The organism is Brachybacterium sp. YJGR34 (assembly GCF_003347015.1).
In the GTDB taxonomy this organism is placed as follows: domain Bacteria; phylum Actinomycetota; class Actinomycetes; order Actinomycetales; family Dermabacteraceae; genus Brachybacterium.
Genome location: NZ_PNFB01000004.1, coordinates 75,805 through 97,280, shown reverse-complemented (window position 1 = coordinate 97,280; position 21,476 = coordinate 75,805). Strand labels below are relative to the sequence as shown.

General features: G+C 72.2%; 15 protein-coding genes and 1 other RNA gene. 9 read left to right on the top strand and 7 right to left on the bottom strand.

Annotated elements, in window-relative coordinates:
- Positions 1–11: 11 nt before the first annotated feature.
- Complete coding sequence (recR, locus tag CXH06_RS05535; protein ID WP_114854164.1) at positions 12–605, bottom strand: recombination mediator RecR; 594 nt, start codon at positions 603–605, stop codon at positions 12–14.
- Between the two features lie 172 nt (positions 606–777).
- Between recR and CXH06_RS05530 the strand changes: the two genes are divergently transcribed.
- Positions 778–2,118 carry a glycoside hydrolase family 125 protein gene (locus tag CXH06_RS05530; RefSeq protein ID WP_114854163.1) on the top strand — a complete coding sequence of 447 codons (1,341 nt, stop codon included), beginning with the start codon at positions 778–780 and terminating at the stop codon, positions 2,116–2,118.
- 99 nt (positions 2,119–2,217) lie between these two features.
- Positions 2,218–2,742: a transcriptional regulator gene (locus CXH06_RS05525; protein WP_114854162.1), complete on the top strand. Its 525-nt coding sequence runs from the start codon at positions 2,218–2,220 to the stop codon at positions 2,740–2,742.
- Positions 2,743–2,793: 51 nt separating this feature from the next.
- On the opposite strand, the gene CXH06_RS05520 is transcribed toward CXH06_RS05525, so the two are convergent.
- Positions 2,794–6,159, bottom strand: a complete 3,366-nt coding sequence (locus tag CXH06_RS05520; RefSeq protein ID WP_114854161.1) for a DNA polymerase III subunit gamma and tau — start codon at positions 6,157–6,159, stop codon at positions 2,794–2,796.
- A gap of 105 nt (positions 6,160–6,264) precedes the next feature.
- Here CXH06_RS05520 and CXH06_RS05515 point away from each other — a divergent pair, with 105 nt between their 5' ends.
- Positions 6,265–7,695, top strand: coding sequence for a hypothetical protein (locus CXH06_RS05515; RefSeq protein ID WP_157975618.1), 1,431 nt, complete (start codon positions 6,265–6,267; stop codon positions 7,693–7,695).
- Here CXH06_RS05515 and CXH06_RS05510 read toward each other — a convergent pair.
- Positions 7,632–8,663 carry a hypothetical protein gene (locus CXH06_RS05510; protein WP_114854159.1) on the bottom strand — a complete coding sequence of 344 codons (1,032 nt, stop codon included), beginning with the start codon at positions 8,661–8,663 and terminating at the stop codon, positions 7,632–7,634. The two genes, CXH06_RS05515 and CXH06_RS05510, sit on opposite strands and share 64 nt — an antisense overlap.
- Positions 8,664–8,808: 145 nt before the next feature.
- Between CXH06_RS05510 and CXH06_RS05505 the strand changes: the two genes are divergently transcribed.
- Together CXH06_RS05505 and CXH06_RS05500 are read left to right on the top strand one after the other, a co-directional pair.
- Entirely contained in the window at positions 8,809–9,222 is a 414-nt protein-coding gene (locus CXH06_RS05505) for a VOC family protein (RefSeq protein WP_114854158.1), read from the top strand.
- A 105-nt stretch (positions 9,223–9,327) separates the two neighbouring features.
- Entirely contained in the window at positions 9,328–10,833 is a 1,506-nt protein-coding gene (locus CXH06_RS05500) for a dicarboxylate/amino acid:cation symporter (protein ID WP_114854157.1), read from the top strand.
- A 173-nt stretch (positions 10,834–11,006) separates the two neighbouring features.
- On the opposite strand, the gene CXH06_RS05495 is transcribed toward CXH06_RS05500, so the two are convergent.
- The 3 genes from CXH06_RS05495 to ffs form a co-directional block, all read right to left on the bottom strand.
- Positions 11,007–12,377 carry a TIGR01777 family oxidoreductase gene (locus tag CXH06_RS05495; protein WP_114854156.1) on the bottom strand — a complete coding sequence of 457 codons (1,371 nt, stop codon included), beginning with the start codon at positions 12,375–12,377 and terminating at the stop codon, positions 11,007–11,009.
- Positions 12,378–12,487: 110 nt separating this feature from the next.
- Positions 12,488–13,330 (bottom strand): CPBP family intramembrane glutamic endopeptidase, encoded by an 843-nt coding sequence (locus tag CXH06_RS05490; protein ID WP_114854155.1) that lies wholly within the window; start codon positions 13,328–13,330, stop codon positions 12,488–12,490.
- 165 nt (positions 13,331–13,495) lie between these two features.
- An RNA gene (gene ffs / locus CXH06_RS05485) (signal recognition particle sRNA small type) lies at positions 13,496–13,592 on the bottom strand.
- A 134-nt stretch (positions 13,593–13,726) separates the two neighbouring features.
- Between ffs and CXH06_RS05480 the strand changes: the two genes are divergently transcribed.
- A complete protein-coding gene (locus CXH06_RS05480; RefSeq protein WP_114854154.1) occupies positions 13,727–15,613 on the top strand; it encodes an alkyl/aryl-sulfatase in 1,887 nt (628 codons plus the stop codon).
- A gap of 155 nt (positions 15,614–15,768) precedes the next feature.
- Here the strand turns inward: CXH06_RS05480 and CXH06_RS05475 are convergent, their stop codons facing one another.
- Positions 15,769–16,719: a sugar-binding transcriptional regulator gene (locus CXH06_RS05475; protein ID WP_114854153.1), complete on the bottom strand. Its 951-nt coding sequence runs from the start codon at positions 16,717–16,719 to the stop codon at positions 15,769–15,771.
- Positions 16,720–16,855: 136 nt separating this feature from the next.
- On the opposite strand from CXH06_RS05475, the gene CXH06_RS05470 reads away from it, so the two are divergent.
- The 3 genes from CXH06_RS05470 to CXH06_RS05460 all read left to right on the top strand — a co-directional run bounded on the left by CXH06_RS05470 (position 16,856) and on the right by CXH06_RS05460 (position 21,430).
- Positions 16,856–18,190, top strand: coding sequence for an MFS transporter (locus CXH06_RS05470; protein ID WP_114854152.1), 1,335 nt, complete (start codon positions 16,856–16,858; stop codon positions 18,188–18,190).
- 1 nt (position 18,191) lies between these two features.
- On the top strand, positions 18,192–19,637 hold the full coding sequence (locus CXH06_RS05465; protein ID WP_114854151.1) for a sulfatase: 1,446 nt from the start codon (positions 18,192–18,194) through the stop codon (positions 19,635–19,637).
- A 230-nt stretch (positions 19,638–19,867) separates the two neighbouring features.
- The gene (locus tag CXH06_RS05460; RefSeq protein WP_114854150.1) at positions 19,868–21,430 is read left to right on the top strand and encodes a sodium:alanine symporter family protein; all 1,563 of its coding nucleotides are present in this window, start codon (positions 19,868–19,870) and stop codon (positions 21,428–21,430) included.
- Positions 21,431–21,476 lie beyond the last annotated feature (46 nt).

The window sequence follows — 21,476 nt, the reverse complement described above, 5'->3', positions numbered from 1 at the left end:
GATCCTGCGCCTCACAGGGAGCGGCGGCCGAGGAAGGCGCGGCCCAGTGTCAGCTCGTCGGCGTAGTCGAGGTCGCCGCCCACCGGGAGCCCGGAGGCGAGGCGGGTGACGGTCAGCTCGAGCGGGCCCAGCAGACGCGAGAGGTACGCGGAGGTGGCCTCACCCTCGATGTTCGGGTCGAGCGCCAGGATGACCTCCTGGGTCTCCCCCGAGCCCAGGCGGCTCATCAGCTGCGTGATCCGAAGGTCGTTGGGGCCCACGCCGCCGATCGGATCGATCGCGCCGCCGAGCACGTGGTAGCGGCCGCGGAACTCGCGGATCTTCTCGATCGCGACGATGTCCTTGGACTCCTCGACCACGCAGATGATCTCGTCGCTGCGGCGCGGGTCGGAGCAGATCCCGCAGCGTTCCTCGGCGGAGACGTTGCCGCACTCCTCGCAGAAGCGCACCGTGTCCTTGACCTGGATCAGGACCTCGGCGAGCCGGCGCACGGCGGCGTCGTCGGCGTCCAGCAGATGGAATGCGATCCGCTGCGCCGACTTGGGGCCGATGCCCGGCAGCCTGCCGAGCTCGTCGATGAGGTCCTGGACGATGCCTTCGTACACGTCCTCGACTCTAGTTCCCCGCCCCGACAGGCGCCTCCTGACCGCCCGCCGCTGTGAGCCAACCGCCCCCGGTCCCCTGGCCGCGGGGCGCCCAGCACCTGAAACGCTCCATCCCCGCTGGCTCTCCCGGCTACGCTGGGGCGCCACGCACGTCCCCTCACCCAGGAGAACGATGGTCCAGCTTCCCGGCGCCCTGCTCGACGACGTCCACGAGCGCCTCCTCGACGGCCTCGCCACCGCTGCCGCGGAGCCCGCCCTGGCGGAGGAGATCGCGCGGCGCGTGATCAGCTACCTGCGCAACACTGCGGAGACCACCGTCAGCGTCGAGGAGGACGGGACCACCTTCGTGATCACCGGCGACATCCCGGCGATGTGGCTGCGCGACTCCGCGGCGCAGCTGACCCCGCTGCTGCGCCTGGTCGTCGCGGGCGTCGGCGCGCCGGAGGACCGCGGGCAGCTGGTCGCCCTGCTGAGCGGGCTGCTGCGCCGCCACTGGCAGTACATCGTCATCGACCCGTACGCCAACGCCTTCAACCGCTCCCCCTCCTCCTCGCACTGGGAGTCCGACGAGACCGACCGCGAGAACCCCTGGGCCTGGGAGCGGAAGTTCGAGCTGGACTCCCTGTCCTACGGCCCGGACCTGGCCTGGCGGGTCTGGAAGGCCACCGGGGACACCTCCTGGGCCGACGACCGCTTCGTGCCCGCCGCCCGGGAGATCCTGCGCACCGTCGCCGCCGAGCAGCACCACGAGGAGCGCTCGCCCTACCGCTTCCGCCGTCCCGGGGCGAGCGACCAGGACACCCTGGGCCGCGAGGGGCGTGGCTCCCTCACCACGCCGAACGGCCTGGTGTGGGCGGGCTTCCGTCCTTCCGACGATGCCTGCGAGCTGGGCTACAACATCCCCGGCAACCACTTCCTGGCGCTCGCTCTGGAGCGCCTGGCCGAGCTGCTCGAGGAGGTCGTGCAGGAGCCGGAGGACGCCGCGGAGGCGCGCCGGCTCTCCACCGAGATCCGGGCGGCGCTGACGGAGCACGGCACGGTCGAGGGCCCGCACGGCGAGCGGATCTGGGCGTACGAGATCGACGGCCGCGGCGAGCACGTCTTCCTCGACGACGCGAACGTGCCCAGCCTGCTGGCCCTGCCGTACCTGGACTGCGTCGACGCCGAGGACCCCCTCTACCTCGCCACCCGCGCCGCGGTGCTCTCGCACGCGAACCCCTACTTCTACGCGGGCCGGCACCTGGAGGGAGTGGGCTCCCCGCACACGCCGACGGACCACGTGTGGCCGATCGCGAAGTGCGTCGAGGGGCTCACCGGGGCGGAGCGCCCGGAGCAGCTGCGCATCCTCGAGCAGCTGATCCGCACGGACGGCGGCACCGGGATGATGCACGAGGGTGTTCACATCGACGATCCGGAGATCTTCACCCGCGAGTGGTTCTCCTGGTCGAACTCCATGTTCTGCGAGCTGGCCCTGGACGTCGCCGGGGTGAGCCGCTCCCACCGGGAGGCCTGAGGCGCCGCGCTGGGCAGGACTCAGCGAGTCGGAGTACCGTCGTGCACGGGCCGCTGCGACCCGGCACGACCCCTTCTCGAGTGCGAACAGGATCCGCCGATGTCGTCGATGCCTCCGCCGTACGGTGCCGCCGAGCCCGCCACCTCCTGCCGCGTGACCACGGCACCTGAGGTGCCCACCGCGGTGGTCATCCAGCGCGACTTCCCGATGTACGAGATGCCCTCGCTGATGGACGGCACCTTCTCGCATCTCGCCGCCGCGCTGGACGAGCTGGGGATCCGCCCGATCGGACCGGCCTTCGCCCTGCATCACCGCGCCCCGGTCTCCACCGCGGACGTCGAGGTGGGCTTCCCGGTGGATGCGCCGCTGACCTCGACGCTCACGCTCCCCAGCGGGTACGACGTGACCGGCTCGATGCTGCCGGGCGGCCGGGTGGCCTGGGTGAGCCACGTGGGCGGGTACGGCGGGCTCGCCGAGAGCTGGGGGTCGTTCACCGAGGAGATCGGCGAGTCGGCGGAGCAGATGACCTACCCCTTCTGGGAGTTCTACGTGACCCCGCCCGCGCCGGACGTCAATCCGGCGACCGTGCGCACGGACCTGTTCAGCCTGCTCGAGCCCCGCTGAGGCACGAGCGAGGATCCGCACCCGGCGGAACCTCACCGCGGCCGCGCGGGATCAGCGATGGGTCTCGTCGATGACCTCGAGGACCTTCCCGCCCAGCAGCTTCTCGACGACCTCCCGACCGTTGCGGTTGGCGACCACCGCATCCTCGTCGTCGCGGGTGGCGCCGCCGGTGGGGTCGAGGTCCGTGCCGGGGGCCATCACCTCCGAGGCCGCCGTCCCCCGTCCGCGCAGGCCGGCGGCGCGGGAGGCCTGCGCGGCCTCGCGCACCATGGCCGCTCCGCTGCGCGGGGCCGGGCCGTCCCCCTCGACCGACGACGGCGCGGGGGCCGAGGAGGCTGTGGCCGCAGAGGCCCCGCCGCCGCTCGTGATCGAGGCGGCCGATCCCCAGGAGGCCGCGGCGCGCTCGGACGCCGAGGGGGCCGTCCCGGGCGCGGTCCCGTCGGAGGGTGCCGACGCCGCGGGGGCCGGGGCCTCGGAGGCCGGGGCCTCGGACGGGACGGGCTCGGACGCCGGAGCGGCATGGGCCGGTGCCGCGGCCTGCGGCGGAGCGTCCTGCTCCGGGCCGGCCGGCGCGGCGGGCCGGGAGCGGACCACGCGGCCCTCGGCGATCGCCCGCTTCAGCGCGTTCTGCCCGAAGGTGCGCGGCTCCTCGGGCGGCAGGCTGTCACGGCCCTCGTCGTCGACCTCGAGAGGCTCGGCGCCGGACGCCGACGGCCCGGCGGCCGCGGGGCCGACGGCCACGTCGGAGGCGGCGTCGGGAGCAGAGAGGGCGTCGGACCACCGAGCGCCGCCCTGGCCCTCGGGGGCGGCCGGGGCATCCTGGACCGGCGCCGCGGCGGGAGCCTCAGCACGCGGCGGGATCGGCACACCACCCTGCGGGACGCGGTCCTGGGGCGGGACGTAGGAGTCCTCGGGGTCCGGCGGGTAGGGATCGTCGGGCTCGGGCGGGAAGTCCTCCACCCGCTCGGCCGGGGCACCCCCGCGGGGAGCGCGGGCGGCACGGGCGGCGGCCGCCATGGCCCGCTCGGACGCCCGCTGCCCCGGGGAGGTCGCCGGCTCGGCGGTGGTCGGGGCGCTCGCCGCCGGCTGGTCCTCGCGGGGGGCGGGGTCCTCGCGGGGAGCAGGTGCCCCGGCAGCGTCACCCCAGGGCACGGGGGTGCGCGCCGGCGCGGCCTCTGCAGACGGGGCGGACTGCTGCGGTGCCGCCGGGCCCGGCCCGACGGGCTCCTGCGATGCGGAGCGGGGACCCTGCATTCCTCCGCCAGGGCTCTGGACCCCGCCGCCGGGTCCCTGAGGACCGTCGCCGGGACCCTGAGGACCACCGGCGGGCTCCTGAGGTCCGCCGGCGGAGCCCGGTGCCCCTCCCCCGGTACCCTGCGGTCCGCTGCCGGGACCCTGCGGTCCGCCACCGGGACCGGGGTCCTCGCCGACCACGGCTTCGACGGTCACCTCGCGGTGCATGATGCGCCGCACGGCGGCCGCGACGTTCTCGGCGTGCCCGCCGCGCTCGAAGGCCCGGAGCAGACCCTCGGTGTGGAATCCGAGCAGCAGGGTCGATCCCTGGGCGCCGTGGACATGACCGTTCTGGGCGATCAGGGCGTGGCTGGGCCGGCGGATCTCGCGGAGCTCGTCGAGGATCGCCGACCAGTGGCCGCGCACCTCGTCGGGATGAAGTCCGCCGCTCGCGGCGGTCGCGGGGGCCGCCGTGGGCGGGGCGGCCTGCGGGACATCGGGCCGGGGGGCGTCGGCCGGTGGGGCCGCAGGCGGCGATGAGGGAGCCGACGGTGCGACCGCGGCCGCACGCTCGGCGTCCGCGGGCTGCGACCCGGCCGGGCCGTCCTGCACCCGTTCCGGGGCCGCGGGCTCGCCCTGCGACGGACCAGGAGAACCCTGGGACGGGGCAGGCGCCCCCTGCGACGGCGCCGCGGGCACCTCCTGCGACGGAGCGGGCCAGGCGGCGGGGCTCTGCCCGTCCCGAGGGTCCTGCTGCGCCGCGGCGGGAGCGCCCTGCGGGGCCGCTGCGGGCGCGGACTGCTGATCGGCCACCGACGCCGTCCGGCACTCCGGGGGTGCGGAGCCCGGCGCCCCCTGCTGTCCCGGCGGAGCGGTGTTCGGGCTCGGCGCCGGTGAGCGACCGCCACGGGCCTGACGGGCCGCCTCGACCTTCTCCTGGGCGATGCGGCGCGCCTCCTCCCGGGCTCCCGAGACGTTCGGGGCACCCTGCTCGGAGGCCGGCCGCGCCGGTGCCTGTGCGGCGGGCGCCGCCGCGGGGCGGCCGGCTGCGGGGGCCTCGGCGCCGCCGGCGAGCGCGGCCCGCTCGTCCCGCAGCACCAGGCGCGCGGCGAGCAGCTCGAGGTGGAGGCGCGGGGAGGTCGCCCCGCTCATCGTCGCCAGCGTCTCGTGGACGAGGTCGCCGCACTGCGAGAGATCGGCCGGGGCGAACAGCGCGGCCTGGCCGCGCATGCGCTCGAGCTCGTCGGCCGGGATCTGCGGCAGCAGGTCCTCCCCGCGCTCGGGGACGGCGGCGAGCACGATGAGGTCGCGCATCCGCTCCAGCAGGTCCTCGACGAAGCGGCGCGGCTCATGGCCGGTGGCCAGCACGTGCTCGACCGCGCCGTACAGCGCGGCGGCGTCGCGCTCGGCGACCGCGGTGATCGCGGTGTCCAGCAGGGCGGTGTCGGTGAAGCCCAGCAGCGCGATCGCGGTCGGGAAGTCGAGTCCCACCTCGCCCGCCCCGGCCATCAGCTGGTCCAGCACCGACATCGAGTCGCGGGCGGACCCGCCGCCGGCGCGCACCACCAGGGGCATGACGCCCTCGCCCACCTGCACGCCCTCCGCCGCGCAGACCTCCTCGAGATAGGGGCCCAGCACCTGCGGGGGGATCAGCCGGAAGGGGTAGTGGTGGGTGCGCGAGCGGATGGTGCCGATCACCTTGTCCGGTTCGGTGGTCGCGAAGACGAACTTCACATGATCCGGCGGCTCCTCGACCAGCTTCAGCAGCGCGTTGAAGCCCGCGGAGGTGACCATGTGGGCCTCATCGATGATGAACACCTTGAAGCGGTCGCGGACCGGGGCGAAGGAGGCGCGCTCGCGCAGCTCGCGGGCATCGTCCACGCCGCCGTGGCTCGCGGCGTCGATCTCCACCACGTCGAGGCTGCCGGAGCCGCCGCGCGCCAGGTCGCGACAGGAGTCGCACTGGCCGCACGGGGAGTCCGTCGGCCCCTCGGCGCAGTTCAGGCAGCGCGCGAGGATCCGCGCGGAGGTGGTCTTCCCGCAGCCGCGCGGCCCCGAGAACAGATAGGCATGGCCCACCCGACCCGCCCGCAGCGCGCGCCGCAGAGGCGTGGTGACGTGGTCCTGGCCGATCACCTCGGCGAAGGACTCGGGACGGTATCGACGGTACAGAGCGGTGGCCACCCCGACAGGCTAGTCGAGGGCGCCGACATGCCCCACCGCTGTGGAGCGAGCGGCCCTGGGGAGGAGCAGTCGGTGCAGGCCTGTCCCATGGCAACATGTGCCTCCATGACGAGGATCCCGGCCCGCGAACGTCCGCCGCGCACGACGATGCCGCGAGTTCTGGCGACGCTCGGCCTGACTGTTCTCTCCCTGGCCGGGATGCTCGCCGTCGCCTTCCTCGTCCAGCGCCGGGACCCGCTGCTGTTCCTCGGCATGTCAGCGCTCGAGCTCGTGCTGCTCGCGGCCGCACTGGGGCGCGGTCTCAGCTGGCTCCGGGCCACCCGCGCCACGCGTCCCTTCGATGCACTTCCGCTGGTGATCCTGCTGGGTGGAGCGGGTGCCGCGCTGTGGTTCGTCCCGACGATCGCCGGGAACTACGGCATCCGCGGCAGTGCCCTGCCCCGCGTGCGCAGCGGTACCCGACACGGCGTGCCTCTGGCGTTCGACCTGGCGTACTTGCTGGCCGTAGGGCTCTCCCTCGCGACGCTCGCGATCCTCGCGCTGACGGCCGCGCTCATGATTCTGCGGACACACGCCGTCCGCCGAGGTCTCACAGGAGGGCGGGACCGAGCTCTCGAGGCCGCCGAGCAGTTCGTCGATCCAGGCACCGGCCGGGACAAGGATCCCGCGCCACCACGGACCGTCACCAGCGCCTCCGACGGTTTCCTACGCCGCAACCTCCCCCCGGTCTCCCGGGTGCTCATGGTCCTCGGGGCGACGACGTCGCTGGTGTGCGTCCTCGTCGTCGCTCTGGCTCGCCCCGCTCCCGAGCTCACCGAGACCCTGACCGAGGTGGCGGTGTTCGCTCCGGTCCCGGCGATGCTCTGGGCGCAGCTGGCCTCCCTGTGGCGGCGGGACGAAGAGCTCGGGAACGTCATGGCCACGATCTATCGCAGCGTCACCGTGCCGCCCGTGGTCGCGGCTCTGTGTGCTGTCCCGACCCTGCTGGTGGGGCTGCTGCCGCCGGTGTGGACCGGTTTCGCGGAGCACACGGCGGCCGTGCTCGGGGAGAACAGTCTTGCGCGGCCGGGCGCTCCGGCGCCGGTCGGGGCGGCGTTCGGTGCCCTGGTCGCGACGGCAGCAGGCATGCTGGGCGGGCTCTTCATCAGCGTCTTCATCGTGATGCCGTCGATCGCGCTCTTCCGGCCCGGTCTCCTGTTCGGCGCGAACGACTTGAGCACCGAGCCGGCGTATCGCCGCGCGAACATCGCATCAGTGCGGGCCCTGTCCGCGCTTCTCGTGGGGACCTTCGTCTTCGCCGCGCTGATGGCGACGTCCGACCCCGGCGATGCTCGACGCTGGTGGGCGATGGCCGTGCTGCTGGTGGTCGCCCTGCTGACCGCGTTCGTCTGGCGCACCCAGCGCGTCGACCATGCCCGCCGGGCCGAGAGCGGCACCCAGTCGCTCATCCCGGGCCCTCATGACCCCCGTCCTCAGGACGGCCCGGAGGACGAGGGGGGCAGCGAGGGCCCCTCCGCCTCCCCCAGGCCTTCCTGACCTCCGGTCCCTGCGGCACTCGCGGCGCGAGTCCTGGCCCGTCCCGCATCGTCGTCCGACGCGCCGGCACTCGCCCCGGCCTGCCGTGCCGCGTCGAGCCTCCGTGCGCGACGTCGCAGCCGACGGAAGGTCGCCACGAACACCACCGCGACCACGACCGCGGGCACCAGCACCTCGAACAGCCAGTCCGGCACGCTCACCGCCAGGTCCGGCAGCAGGCCGCGCACCAGCTCCCAGAAGCGATCCCACACCGAGACCACGGGCTGCAGGAGCGCCTCGAGCACCTCGAAGACCGGCGCGAGAACGGCATCGCGCAGGTCACGCAGCGGCCTCAGCAGCTCGGCGACCCACTGCCGGACTGGATCGACGACCCGCCCGATCGCCTCGAGGATCGGGCTCAGGCGCGCGGAGATCCATGCCCGGACCGGATCGAGCAGACCGCCCAGCAGCGCCGAGAGTCCCAGCAGCGGCAGCAGGAAGCCGGCGGCCCTCGCGAGCGCGGCCAACAGCGCGGACCGGACGGGGTGGGCGAGACGGCGCGCATCGCGGGCGGCCGACGGGGACCCCTCCTCCGGAGCCAGGGGCGTGCGCTCGAGGCCGTGACGGACGTCCACCTCTCCCGCCCCGCCCAGGCCGGCGGTGTGGACCACGAGGACCTCGGCATCGGTGAGCTCCCCGTCCTCGTCCGGCCGGCGTACGGTGCAGCGCAGCCCGGTGAAGCTCTCCTCGAGACGGAACCGCAGCCCGTCGGCGGGCGGGGCCTCGTGCTCGCCCTCCTCGCCCTTCGGGTCGTGCTCGACGCCGTCGAGGACGACGGTAAAGGAGGTGTCCAGCAGGCGGTGGCGGACGCGGACCAGATAGTCGTGGTCCTCCGCGCGACCGCGATAGACGACGTCGGCCGCGAAGCGCGTGGGCCGCTGCGCGCCGACGGTGCTCTCCTCGGCGTCGGGGGCGGGTCTGTCGGGCATGGATCCATCGTCCCAGCGGACCCGGGCTCCCACATCCGCCGTTCGGCCCCTCTCGCCGAGGTCGCCTCGGCCGATCGGCGGAGGCCGCAGGTCGGACCCGACGACGCCCTTGACCCTCCCGGTCCCGGGACCGAACACTGGCGCGATGAGCGTGTTCCACTCCCACACCACAATCGACTGCCACGACGCCTACGCCCTCAGCGAGTGGTGGCGGGTGGCGCTGGACTACGCGATGGATCCGCAGGATCCGAACCTCCCCGGCCACGCGGCCTGCATGATCCGCGATCCCGCGTCCGGCCACACCCTGCTGTTCCAGGAGGTCCCGGACGAGGAGCTGCCCGCCAAGCGGATCCACCTCGATGTCCGCCCGCGCGAGCGCACGCGCGACGAGGAGATCGCCTGGCTCCTCGAGCACGGCGCCGTGGCGCTGGACGACCACCGCGGCCGCTACGGGCCCGGATCCGGCTGGCTGGTCATGGCCGACCCCGAGGGTAACCCCTTCTGCGTGCTGCGCTCCCTGCCGGAGGTCGCCGCGATGGAGGGGGCCTCCGGGCACTGATCGAGGTCAGCGCCTGCCGCATCTCCCGAACCCCCAAACACAGCTAATGTGACCACATAGAAGTTTTGTTGAATCCCGGAGGACCGAGGCGTACGGTCGTTCGCCGTGAGCACCTCCACCACTCCCCAGAACGAGACGGCACCGACGCGCCGGCGCAACCCGCTGCGCGCGATCGCCCGCATCCCCTTCGGCTGGCAGGTCCTGATCGGACTCGTCCTCGGCATCGTGCTGGGCCTGGTCGCCGCCCAGATCGGCCCGGTCCCCGGCGCCGGCGAGGACGGCGCCGACGGCCCCAACGGCCTGACGGTCGCGCTGGACACCCTCGGCACGGTCTTCGTGACCCTGCTGAAGGCACTGGTCCCGCCGCTGATCTTCCTCGCGATCATCACCTCGATCGCGAACCTCCGCGGGGTCACCAATGCCGCGCGGCTGGCGGGCAAGACGCTGCTGTGGTTCGCCATCACCTCGTTCATCGCGGTGATGATCGGCATCGGCCTGGGGACGCTGACCAGCCCCGGCATCGGCTCCGGCGTGGACGCCTCGACCGCCGAGGCCTCCTCCACCCAGGGCGGCTGGATGGACTTCCTCACCGGCCTGGTCCCCACCAACTTCCTGGGGCTGACCGGCAACGTGGGCGATGACGGCTCCGTCTCGCTGAGCTTCAACGCCCTGCAGATCCTCGTGATTTCCATCGCCGTGGGCCTGGCGGTGCTCTCCGTGGGCGAGAAGGCCGAGCCCTTCCTCAAGGTCACCGGCTCCGCCCTGGAGATCGTCCAGAAGCTGCTGTGGTGGGTCATCCGCCTGGCGCCGCTGGGCACCGTGGGCCTGCTCGGCAACGCGGTGGCCAGCTACGGCTGGGAGGCGATCGGCCAGCTGGGCGTGTTCACCCTCGACATCTACGTGGGCCTGCTGCTGGTGCTCCTGGTGGTCTACCCGGTGCTGCTGAAGACCAACGGGCTCTCGATCCGCTCCTTCTTCCGCGGAGTGTGGCCCGCGACCTCGCTGGGCTTCGTCTCCCGCAGCTCGCTGGGCACCATGCCGATGACCCAGACGGTCACCGAGCGGATGGGCGTGCCGCGCCACTACGCCTCCTTCGCGATCCCGCTGGGCGCGACCACCAAGATGGACGGCTGCGCCGCGATCTACCCGTCGCTGGCCGCGATCTTCGTGGCGAACTTCTACGGCGTCCCGCTGGGGATCACGGACTACCTGCTGATCATCCTGGTCTCCGTGCTGGGCTCGGCCGCGACGGCCGGCATGACCGGGGCGACCGTGATGCTCACCCTGACCCTGTCCACCCTGGGGCTGCCGCTCGAGGGCGTGGGCCTGCTGCTCGCGGTCGATCCGATCCTGGACATGGGCCGCACGGCGCTGAACGTCACCGGGCAGTCGCTGGTGGGCGTGATCGTCGCCAAGCGCGAGAAGATCCTCGACCAGGACGCCTACGACGCCACCGCCCGCACCTCCTTCCAGGCCATCCAGACCGAGCAGGCCCAGGAGGCCCGCGACGCCCAGGAGGCCCGGGACGCCACCGAGGTCGCGGCGACCGGGGAGGAGCTCGCGCCGGAGCCGGGCGACCAGGAGCGCGCGCGGCAGACCGCCGCCACCTGACCCCGGCCCGGGACGCTCCCGCTCCCGGCGGTGCGGCGCGCGATCACGGCCAGAATGTGCACACGAAGGCCTTCACGGAGGCCGACCTGTGCACATTCTGGCTGTGGTCAGGCCGCTCACTCCACCGGACCTGCCCCGAACAGCACCGGCCCGGCCCCACCGGCCGCCGGACGTCACCGCCGCAGCAGGTGGCGCAGCCCGTCCTCCAGCTCCCCATGTGCGGCCCGGAAGCCGCTGGCCGCGAGGCGGGCGTCGGAGACGTCCTGGTCGGTGCGGATCAGCTCGTCGGCGGCCTCCGCGCCGAGCACGAGCCGCGGCCCGATCCCCGGGACCGGGATCCGCGCGGGCCGGTGCAGCACCCGACCCAGGGTGCGGGCGAACTCGCCGGCGCTCACGGGCCGCGGCGCGACACCGTTGACCGGCCCCTCCAGGTCTGCGGACAGCGCGGCGTGGGCGTAGATGCGCACCATGTCGTCGAGGGTGATCCAGGAGGTCATGGCGGCGGCGTCGGTGAGCCGCCCGCCCATCCCGGCCAGGTAGAGCGGCAGCTGGGGCAGCAGCGAGCCGCCGGCGTCGGAGAGCACGATCCCGGTGCGCACGTGCGCGAGGCGCAGTCCGGCGGCGCCGGCGGAGCGCGCGGCACCCTCCCAGTCCCGCACCAGATCGGCGAGGAAGCCCTCGCCGCCCGGATCGGCCTCGGTGAGCAGCTCGCCCGGCCGGCGCGGTCCGTACAGTCCCACCGCGCTGGCCTGGACCAGGGCAGAGGGCCCCGAGGACATCCGCGCGAGCGTCCGGGCGATGAGCGTGGTCCCGGCGACGCGGGAGGAGCGGATCTCCCGGCGGGCCTCGGCGGTCCAGCGGGTGCCGATCGAGCGTCCGGCGAGGTTGATGACCACGTCGACCCCCTCGAGGTCGGCCGGGTCGAGGTGACCGTCCCGAGGGTCCCAGGAGATCTCGCTGGGGCGGACCTCCTGCTCGCGGAGCATGCGCCGCACCGTGTGGCCGCCGGTCTCGAGGAGGGCGGCCAGCTGGGTGCCGATCATGCCGGAGGAGCCGGTGATCGCGATGGTGCGCCGCGGCAGGTGCGCCCAGCGGGCGTGGAAGGCGAGGTCGTCGCGCAGCTGCCGGTGGCGGAAGGCGAGGAGACGGTGCACCTGGGCGGCGGCGAGCGGGGCCAGCCGCTCGAGGCGGCGGGGCAGCTCGAGATCGATGCGATCGTGCACCACGGTGCCGCCGCCCTCGGCGGCGATCTCGTGCTCGTGGCGCCAGAAGCTCCACGGCCCGTGCACCTGCTGGTCCACGAAGCGCCCCGCGCCGTCCCCGTCGACGTGGCGCAGGATCCAGTGCGGGCGCACCAGGTCCGGCAGCGCCGGGGGCCCGATCCGGGCGCCGACGAGGCGGCCGGTGCGCAGGCCGCCCGCCGCGGGGTCATCGGCGGTGGCGAGGCCGGGCGGGGTGAGGCGGATCAGCGCCCCGGGCCGGTCGTACCAGTCCAGGACGTCCGCCTGCGGGTGGGCGACGCGGTGCGCGGTCTCGATCCTCATGGCGGCCCCTGCTCTCGACGTCGGTTGCGGTCACCGTACGCACCGCACGCGCACGTCGGTACCCTCCGAACGTCGGTTCCGCGGGCCGCTGCGAGCGTCGGGGCCGACGATCAGGCGGCGGTGCGGGCGCGCGGGCCGCCCGCGCTGCGCAGGACCATCCAGGCCACCGCCAGCCACAGCGCCCAGGAGCTGAGGTCCAACAGCCAGGCGGTGCCGGGGCCCATCTCCCCCAGCACGTTCTGCTCGAGCGCCACGCGTGCGCTGTTGAACAGGGCGTGGCCGATCACGGCGGCCCAGGCCGTGCCGGAGATCTCGCGCAGGGCGGAGAGCAGCGGGGCGACGGCGACGATGGTGCCCAGATAGGTGACCATCTCCCGCGGCGCGATCCCCAGGGCGAGCACGATCGGCACATGCCACAGCGCCCAGAGCAGGCCGATGAGCAGGGAAGAGGGCCAGAAACTGAACCCGGACAGCTCGGTCTGCAACCAGCCGCGCCAACCGGCCTCCTCGCCGATCGCGAAGATCCCCTGCATCACGGCGATCATCGGGATCGCGAGCGCCAGCGAGAGAACCGGGATCGACTCGGCCGGCGGGACCCCGGCACCGATGCCGATCAGCACCCGAGCCAGCGGCACCATCACGAACGCCGCGACCGCGGCGAGCGCGGCGATCCCCAGCAGCTTCCACGAGGGGACGCCGAGCGCGAGGGAGCGCCACCACGGCTGGTCCCGGCGCCGCACCACCAAGGCGGCCAGCAGCGGGGAGAGCTGGGCGAGCGGGACGATCAGGCCGATCGCCGACTCCGGCACGGCACCGAGGGCGACGGGCAGGGACAGGGAGGTCCCCACCACGAGGGCGATGGCCATGAACAGCACGATCCGCCGCAGATCGGGCACGGGGCGCACGGCGGCCACGGCGGTGGACGAGGAGGAGGGAACGGTCTCGGGTGCCATGGGGCGCTCCTGGGGAGGGATGCGCGGGCCGGGGATGTGCTCCGCGTCGTCCTCCACCCTAGGAACGCCGGCGCGGACACGGATACGGGGAGATCCGCCTGACGGGGGTGGGGACATCCCCCGGCAGATCGCGGGTGCCGTCCGCCCTCGGGCCGGATCCGGGCATGAAGCGACCCCTCGTGCACCTGCCAGAGCTCACCTGCCCTTGCTGCCGTCAAGCCCTGGGGGAGTTCAGCAAGATGACACCGCACGAGGGGTCGCATCCAGTGTAACGGTTCGCCGCGGTGCGGTTCGACCCGGGCGGGGGCGAGCCCGCCCACACTCGCGGACGAGGCCGCGCCCTCGTGGGGTCGCGCCCGTGTTGTCGACCTCTGTGTCGTCTGCCACGATATGGCCATGTCGACCGCTCCGAAGCCAGCAACTCCCACCATCGCCCAGCAGCAGCGGGCCCTCCTCGAGAGCCTCCCGTTCTCGGACACCCAGGATTTCGAGGACGCGACCCGCGGCCTCGTCGGCCGGCGCGAGCCGAGCGCCGTCACCGACGCCGACGGCACCGTGGTCTGGGACAACTCGACCTACGACTTCCTCGACGGCGATGCTCCGGACACCGTGAACCCGAGCCTGTGGCGCCAGTCCAAGCTCGCCGCCATCGACGGACTGTTCGAGGTGGCCCCCGGGATCTACCAGGTGCGCGGCATGGACCTGTCCAACACCTCGATCATCGAGGGCGACGAGGGCGTGATCGTCATCGACACCCTGCTGTCCAAGGAGACCGGCGCCGCCGCCCTGGCCCTGTACCGCGAGTATCGCGGGAACCGGCCGGTGAAGGCGATCATCTACACCCACTCGCACGCCGACCACTTCGGCGGCGCCAAGGGCTTCGTCTCGCAGGAGGAGATCGACTCCGGCGCGGTGAGGATCTACGCGCCCGAGGGCTTCGTGGAGCACTCCGTCTCCGAGAACGTGTACGCGGGCGTGGCGATGAACCGCCGTGCGGGCTACATGTACGGCGCGGCGCTGGACCGCGGCCCGCAGGGCGGTGTGGGCGCCGGGCTCGGCCAGACCCTCTCCGTGGGCGAGGTGTCCTTCGTGCCGCCCACGCACACCGTCTCCACGACGGGCCACGAGGAGATCATCGACGGCGTCCGCTTCGTCTTCCAGATGGCGCCGGGCAGCGAGGCTCCCTCGGAGATGCTCATCTACCTGCCCGACCACAAGGCGCTGTGCGCCGCCGAGGACGCGACCCACAACCTCCACAACCTGCTGACCCTGCGCGGCGCCGTGGTCCGCGACCCGCACGCCTGGTCGCGGTACCTCACCGAGACCCTCGATCTGTGGGGGGACGAGATCGAGATCGTCTTCGCCTCGCACCACTGGCCCACCTGGGGCAACGAGCGCGTGATCGGGTTCCTGGAGAACCAGCGGGACCTCTACGCCTACCTGCACGACCAGACCTTGCGCCTGCTCAACAAGGGCCTGACCGGGCCGGAGATCGCCGAGGAGATCCAGCTCCCGCCGTCCCTCGAGAACGCCTGGAACGCGCGCGGCTACTACGGCTCCGTGAGCCACAACGTCCGGGCGATCTACCAGCGCTATCTCGGCTTCTTCGACGGCAATCCGGCCCATCTGTGGGAGCACACCCCGGTCGAGCGCGCGAAGCGCTACGCGACGCTCGCCGGCGGGGTCGACGCCCTGGTCGCCGGCGCCCGCGAGGCCTTCGACGCGGGGGACTTCCGCTGGGCCGCGGAGGTCGCCAACCACGCCGTCTTCGCCGAGCCCGACCACGCCGCGGCCCGCGAGGTGCTCGCCGACACCTACGAGCAGCTCGGCTACGGCGCGGAGAACGGCACCTGGCGCGACTTCTACCTCGGCGGCGCCAAGGAGCTCCGCGACGGCCAGTTCGGCACACCGACGGAGACCAACGCGCCCGACGTCGTCGCCAATCTCACCCCCGAGATGTTCTTCGACGCCATCGCCATCCAGGTGAACGGCCCGAAGGCCTGGGACGAGAAGCTCAGCATCGACATCGTGCTCACGGATCTCCACGCCCGCTACCGGCTGCGCCTGGCCAACGGGGTGCTCACGTACACCGCCGCCGACCAGATGCACGCGGCCGACGCCACGATCACCGGCACCAAGAAGGCGCTGCCGGCCCTCGCGGCCGGCTCCGCGGAGGCGATCACCGCGGCGGGCCTGGAGATCACCGGCGACGCGTCGGTGCTGGGCCGGCTCACCGCCATCCTCGATCCGGGGGACAAGAACTTCGCGATCGTCACGCCGTAGTCCCTGAATCGCCGCGCCCGACTGTCATTCCCCTGGCGCCCCGAGCCCGCACACGACCGGCGGGACCCGAGGCGCCAGGGGCGACACATCCCCGCTCTCGCAGGACGATCCCACGCAACGGACGTCTGCGGCACGGCGGTCGCGCCGCCGTCGGCTCACAGCATCGCGAGGATCCGCCGGGCCTGCGGCTCGTCGAGGACCAGCGCGCTCACGAACCCGGCGCGCACGGCGGCGATGGTCGCCTCGGCCCGATACTCGCCATAGGTGGTGGCGAGGCGCTCGGGCACGGCGCGCAGCTGATCTGCTGTGATGCCGATGATCTGGCTGTCGAGTGCTGAGGGGATCGAGACGCCTTCCCTGTCCAGGAGCCGGCCGCTCACCTCGCCGATGCACCCGCTGTCCTGCACGCTCGCGGCGAGGTCCCGCGGCACCAGTGGGAAGACCGCCGAGCCGCGCTCGCTCCAGTGCCCGACCGACACCACCGCGACATCGAGGTCCGCGATGAGCTCGAGGCAGCGAGCGATCTCAGGCTGGGCGATGAGTGAGTCCGCCGTCCGTGCATCGCCGACCCACAGCGGGGCGTAGAACGGGTACGCGGTCCCTCCGGATTCACGGGCGACCTCGCGGATCACCTCGACGGATCCCAGGCGATCCCCATCGAAGGAGAGCGCCCCCGCCAGCTGGACCACCTCCCCGGGGGGAAGGTCCTTGAGGTGCTCCGGGAGCTTCTCGATGACCCTGCTCCACGTGAGCCCCAGGCGTTGCCCCGGCCGCACCACCCGCGTGAGCTCGCGAGCGACGGCGCCCGCCACCGCGTCGAGGGTCGGCATCATGCCGAGGGCGCGGGAACGGCCCACCACCACGCACCGCGTGATGTCGAGCGCGGCGGCAAGCTCCTCGGCGAGCTCGAGGTCCACGCCGGGCTCGTCATGCACCCGGACCTCGACGATGCCGCTCTCCCGAGCGAAGGCGAGCAGACGCGCCACCTGGAAGCGGCTGATGCCCTCCTCCTCGGCGATCTGCACCAGGGAGAGGTTCCTGAGGTAGTGCGCCCGGGCGACCCGCAGCACGAGCTCCGGGTCCGCGTGCTGTCGTCGACGATCCATGCGCCGAGCATACCGCTCAGAAGTGCGACCCGCCCGCTCTTGCGAGCACCGTCGACGACTGGTAGCTTCACACGGCTCTCATGAGAGACGTGAACGCTCAAACGAGCGATGAGTTAATGGCGACTTTGGAGGACCGATGACCGGCACCCGACCACAGGGGACGCACAATCCCTGGCAGGCAGTACGAGCGGCCTTCTCCGGCTCCTTCATCGAGTGGTACGACTTCTATCTGTTCGGGACCGCAGCGGGCCTGATCTTCCCGGTCCTCTTCTTCCCGGGCGACGACCCCACGGTCTCGACCATCGAGTCCTTCGGAGCTTTCGCCGCCGGATTCCTCACCCGCCCTCTCGGTGCGCTCCTGTTCGGCCACTTCGGCGATCGCATCGGACGCAAGCCGATGCTGCTGATCACCGTGCTCCTCATCGGCGGTGCCACCGCCGTGATCGGCCTGCTGCCCACCCATGACGCGATCGGCTCCTGGGCCGCCGTGCTCCTGATCGGCATGCGACTGCTCCAGGGCATCGGGATCGGCGGCGAGTTCGGCGGCGGCACGCTGCTCGCCCTGGAGTCCGCCCCCACGGGCAGGCGCGGGTTCATGGGGAGCTTCCACCAGATGGGGACCCCCGCGGGCCTGCTCGTCTCGAGCGGCGTGATCGCCCTGGTGACCCTGCTCCCTGATGAGCAGCTCTACAGCTGGGGCTGGCGCCTGCCCTTCCTCCTGTCGGGCGTCTTCGTCGTGATCGCCCTGGTGATGCGATCGAGGGTGCCCGAGACCACCGCCTTCCAGTCCGCTGGGACGGTCGCCCGCGTGCCGCTCTTCCACCTCCTGCGCTTCGGCTGGAAGAACCTGCTGCTGGGCATCGGCGCCCGCCTGGCCGATGCCGTCACCTTCAACGTCATCAACGTCTTCGCGATCTCCTTCGCGACCGTCCACCTGGGCCTGGACAAGCAGATGATCCTCACCGGCTTCGTCATCGCCGCGGCCGTAGAGTTCGCTCTGCTGCCTCTGATCGGGGCCCTCTCGGACCGGATCGGCCGGCGCCCCGTGTACCTCTTCGGCGTGATCGTCTGCGGCATCGGCGGACTGCTCTACTTCCCGATCCTCGCCACTCAGAACACGCTGTTCATCTGGCTCGCCATCGTGGTCCTGGTCGCCGTCGGCACCGGCTGCATGTTCGGCATCCAGGGCGCGTTCTTCGCGGAGATGTTCGACACCCCCACCCGTTACACCGGCCTCGGCGTGGTCTACCAGGGCTCGTCGCTCATCGGCGCCGCACCGACCCCGGCCATCGCCCTCACCCTCTCGGCCGCCTTCGGCTTCTCCTACTGGCCCCCTGCGCTGTTCCTCGTGGGGGTCTGCGCGATCAGCGCCGTCTGCGTGCTGCTCGCGCGGGAGACCTCCATGAGCGACCTGATCGACAACCACGACACCGCGCAGGCCGAACCAGCCCTCGCCCAGAAAGGACTCTGACATGACCGAGAAGGACACCCGCCCCAACGTCGTCCTCGTCATCACCGACCAGCAGCGCTTCGACTCGATCGCCGCGCTCGGCCACGATCACGTGGACACGCCGCACCTCGATCGTCTCGTCCGGGAGGGCGTGGCCGCCACCAACGCCTATGTGGCCTCCCCGTCCTGCGCTCCCTCGCGCGCGAGCCTGTTCACCGGCCTCTACCCGCACACCTCCGGAGTCCTGCGCAACGACGACCGGTGGTCGCACTCCTGGGTGGAGGACCTCGCCACCAGCGGCTACCGCTGCGCGAGCGTGGGCAAGATGCACACCTTCCCCTACGAGACTCCCGTGGGCTTCCACGAGCGCCACGTCGTGGAGAACAAGGACCGCGACCATCCCAACCTCCCCTACTTCCTCGACCAGTGGGACAAGGCGCTGTGGGTGCGCGGGCTGAAGAAGCCGTCCCGTGTCACCTACCGCACGCGCGAGGACTATGAGGACCGCCTGGGCGCCTTCGAGTGGGAGCTCGACGAGGACATGCACGCCGACAGCTTCGTCGGCAACCTCGCCCGCCACTGGCTGGAGAGCTACCCGATCGACGAGAGCCCCTTCCTGCTCCAGATCGGGTTCCCCGGCCCGCACCCGCCCTATGACCCGCCCCGCCGCTTCCTGGACGCGTACCGCGACCGCGAGATGCCCAGCCCGCACAACACCCGGGAGGACATCGCGGCGCAGCCGCAGCCGCTGCAGGCCCTGCGCCAGCAGCACTTCGACAACGACCACGACGCGATCAAGCACCTCGACGAGCCGACGCACGAGCAGACGCAGCGCCAGCGGCAGCACTACTACGCGAACGTGACGCTGATCGACGAGCAGATCGGCGCGCTCCTGCAGACCCTCGAGCAGCGCGGCGTCCTGGACAACACCGTCATCGTGTTCACCTCGGACCACGGCGACGCGCTCAATGATCACGGCCACTCCCAGAAGTGGACGATGTACGAGCCCAGCGTGCACGTCCCCCTGCTGATGTGGGCGCCCGGCCGGCTGCCTGCGGGCCGACGAATCGACGAGCTGGTCAGCCTCATGGACGTGGGTCCCACGGTCATGGAGCTCGCCGGGCTGACGCCGCCGGAGTGGATGGAGGCCCGCTCGCTGCTGCCCGCCGCCCGCGGCGACGAGGACCATGCTCCACGCGAGTACGTGTTCAGCGAGCACGCCCGGGACTTCATCCTCACCGACACCGAGCTCATGACCATGGTGCGCGATGACCGCTACAAGCTCGTCGAGTTCAGCGATCACGAGCAGGGCCAGCTGTTCGACCTCCTCGAGGACCCGCACGAGGAGCACGACCGCTTCGACGATCCTGCGTACGCCGGGGTGCGCACCCGACTCCACGAGGCGATCCACCGGTGGTGGGCGCAGAGCGCCATGCACACCGCGACCTGGGCGAAGGATTTCCGCTGAGCCGGACGTCCCGCTGACCCATCTGAGGAGCTGCAGGTCCGACGGGTGCACTCCGCGTCGCCGCGGCGCCCCGTCGGACACGCCCTCAGGTCACGAGGTGGCAACACCGCGGTGAACGGCCGCCGGCCGAGGAATGATCGGGTAGGTTCCACTCAGCACTTCTCGGTGACGCGCGTCACCGAGGGGCGGCGCTGTCGCCGCCCCCTCCCCGATCCCCTCAGGAGGGTTCCATGACCTTCGCCGATCTGGTCGACGCCGTCAACGGCTTCGTCTGGGCATTACCCCTGGTGGTGCTGTGCCTCCTGGCCGGCCTCTACTTCTCGATCCGCACCGGCTTCGTCCAGGTCACCGGACTCCCGGAGATGATCAAGCAGCTGGTCAGCGGCAAGAAGTCCGATGACGGCACCTCACCCTTCCAGTCACTGATGATGTCACTGGCGAACCGCGTGGGCATGGGCAACATCGGCGGCGTCGCCACCGCCATCGCCTTCGGCGGCCCCGGCGCCGTGTTCTGGATGTGGACCGTGGCCTTCCTCGGGGCGTCCACCGCCTTCATCGAGTCGACCCTCGGTCAGATCTACAAGGAGAAGGACCCGGACACCGGCGAGTACCGCGGCGGGCCGGCGTACTACTTCGAGAAGGCGTACAAGCACAAGGCCAAGGGCCTCTCCCTGGTCTACGGCATCCTCTTCGCCGCCGTGACCGTCTTCGCGATGAGCTTCTTCCTCCCGGGCGTGCAGGCCAACGGCATGGCCTCCGCGATCAACGTCGCCTGGGGCATCCCCACCTGGGTCGTGGCGATCCTGCTGGTGATCGCGCTGTCGTTCATCATCATCGGCGGCGTCAAGCGCATCGCGGCCTTCGCCGCGGCCGTGGTGCCGATCATGGCGGTGCTCTACATCATCGCGGCGCTGGTCGTGTTCTTCGTGAACTTCGACCAGATCCCCCACGTGTTCGGCGAGATCTTCACCGGCGCCTTCGGCACCCACGCGATCTACGGCGCGATCATCGGCCTGGCCGTCAAGTGGGGCGTGCAGCGCGGCATCTACTCCAACGAGGCCGGACAGGGCACCGGCCCGCACCATGCCGCCGCGGCCGAGGTCTCGCACCCGGTCAAGCAGGGCCTGGTGCAGTCCTTCTCGGTGTACATCGACACGCTGTTCGTCTGCAGCGCCACCGCCTTCATCATCATCTCCACCGACATGTACTCGGTGTTCCAGGACGAGACCTTCCCGGGCCCCACGCTCTACACCGGGGCGATCGGCACCGACGTCGAACCGGGCCCCGGCTTCGTCCAGTCCGGCTTCGACACCCTGGCCCCGGGTCTCGGCATCGGCTCGGGCTTCGTGGCGATCGCGCTGTCGTTCTTCGCCTTCACCACGGTGGTCGCGTACTACTACCTGGCCGAGGTGAACCTCGTCTACCTGACCCGCAAGATCAAGAACCCCCTGGTCCGTCGCGGGCTGGTGCGGGCGCTGCAGGCCCTGGTCCTGATCTCTGTGGCCTACGGCGCGGTGAACACCGCCGGTTCCGCCTGGGGCCTCGGCGACATCGGCGTGGGCTCGATGGCCTGGCTGAACATCGTCGGCATCCTGGCCCTCCAGGTCCCCGCACTCAAGGCGCTCAAGGACTACCGCGCCCAGAAGAAGGCGGGCATCGATCCGCAGTTCGATCCCCGGGCAGCCGGGATCGAGAACGCCGAGTTCTGGGAGCAGCGAGCGGACAGCCTCGTCACGCAGGGCCGCACCGGCACGCACCGCGCCGCGACGGAGGACCCGACCCGCGAGTCCTGACCCCGGCACCGGGCACCTGCCCGGACAGCACGGCAGCCCGCCCCCG

Excerpts from the sequence above, each read along its gene's own strand:
- CXH06_RS05530 (WP_114854163.1), top strand. The coding sequence starts at position 778 with ATGGTCCAGCTTCCCGGCGCCCTGCTCGACGACGTCCACGAGCGCCTC.
- CXH06_RS05525 (WP_114854162.1), top strand. The coding sequence starts at position 2,218 with ATGTCGTCGATGCCTCCGCCGTACGGTGCCGCCGAGCCCGCCACCTCC.
- CXH06_RS05515 (WP_157975618.1), top strand. The coding sequence starts at position 6,265 with ATGACGAGGATCCCGGCCCGCGAACGTCCGCCGCGCACGACGATGCCG.
- CXH06_RS05510 (WP_114854159.1), bottom strand. The coding sequence starts at position 8,663 with ATGCCCGACAGACCCGCCCCCGACGCCGAGGAGAGCACCGTCGGCGCG.
- CXH06_RS05505 (WP_114854158.1), top strand. The coding sequence starts at position 8,809 with ATGAGCGTGTTCCACTCCCACACCACAATCGACTGCCACGACGCCTAC.
- CXH06_RS05495 (WP_114854156.1), bottom strand. The coding sequence starts at position 12,377 with ATGAGGATCGAGACCGCGCACCGCGTCGCCCACCCGCAGGCGGACGTC.
- CXH06_RS05490 (WP_114854155.1), bottom strand. The coding sequence starts at position 13,330 with ATGGCACCCGAGACCGTTCCCTCCTCCTCGTCCACCGCCGTGGCCGCC.
- CXH06_RS05480 (WP_114854154.1), top strand. The coding sequence starts at position 13,727 with ATGTCGACCGCTCCGAAGCCAGCAACTCCCACCATCGCCCAGCAGCAG.
- CXH06_RS05475 (WP_114854153.1), bottom strand. The coding sequence starts at position 16,719 with ATGGATCGTCGACGACAGCACGCGGACCCGGAGCTCGTGCTGCGGGTC.
- CXH06_RS05470 (WP_114854152.1), top strand. The coding sequence starts at position 16,856 with ATGACCGGCACCCGACCACAGGGGACGCACAATCCCTGGCAGGCAGTA.
- CXH06_RS05465 (WP_114854151.1), top strand. The coding sequence starts at position 18,192 with ATGACCGAGAAGGACACCCGCCCCAACGTCGTCCTCGTCATCACCGAC.
- CXH06_RS05460 (WP_114854150.1), top strand. The coding sequence starts at position 19,868 with ATGACCTTCGCCGATCTGGTCGACGCCGTCAACGGCTTCGTCTGGGCA.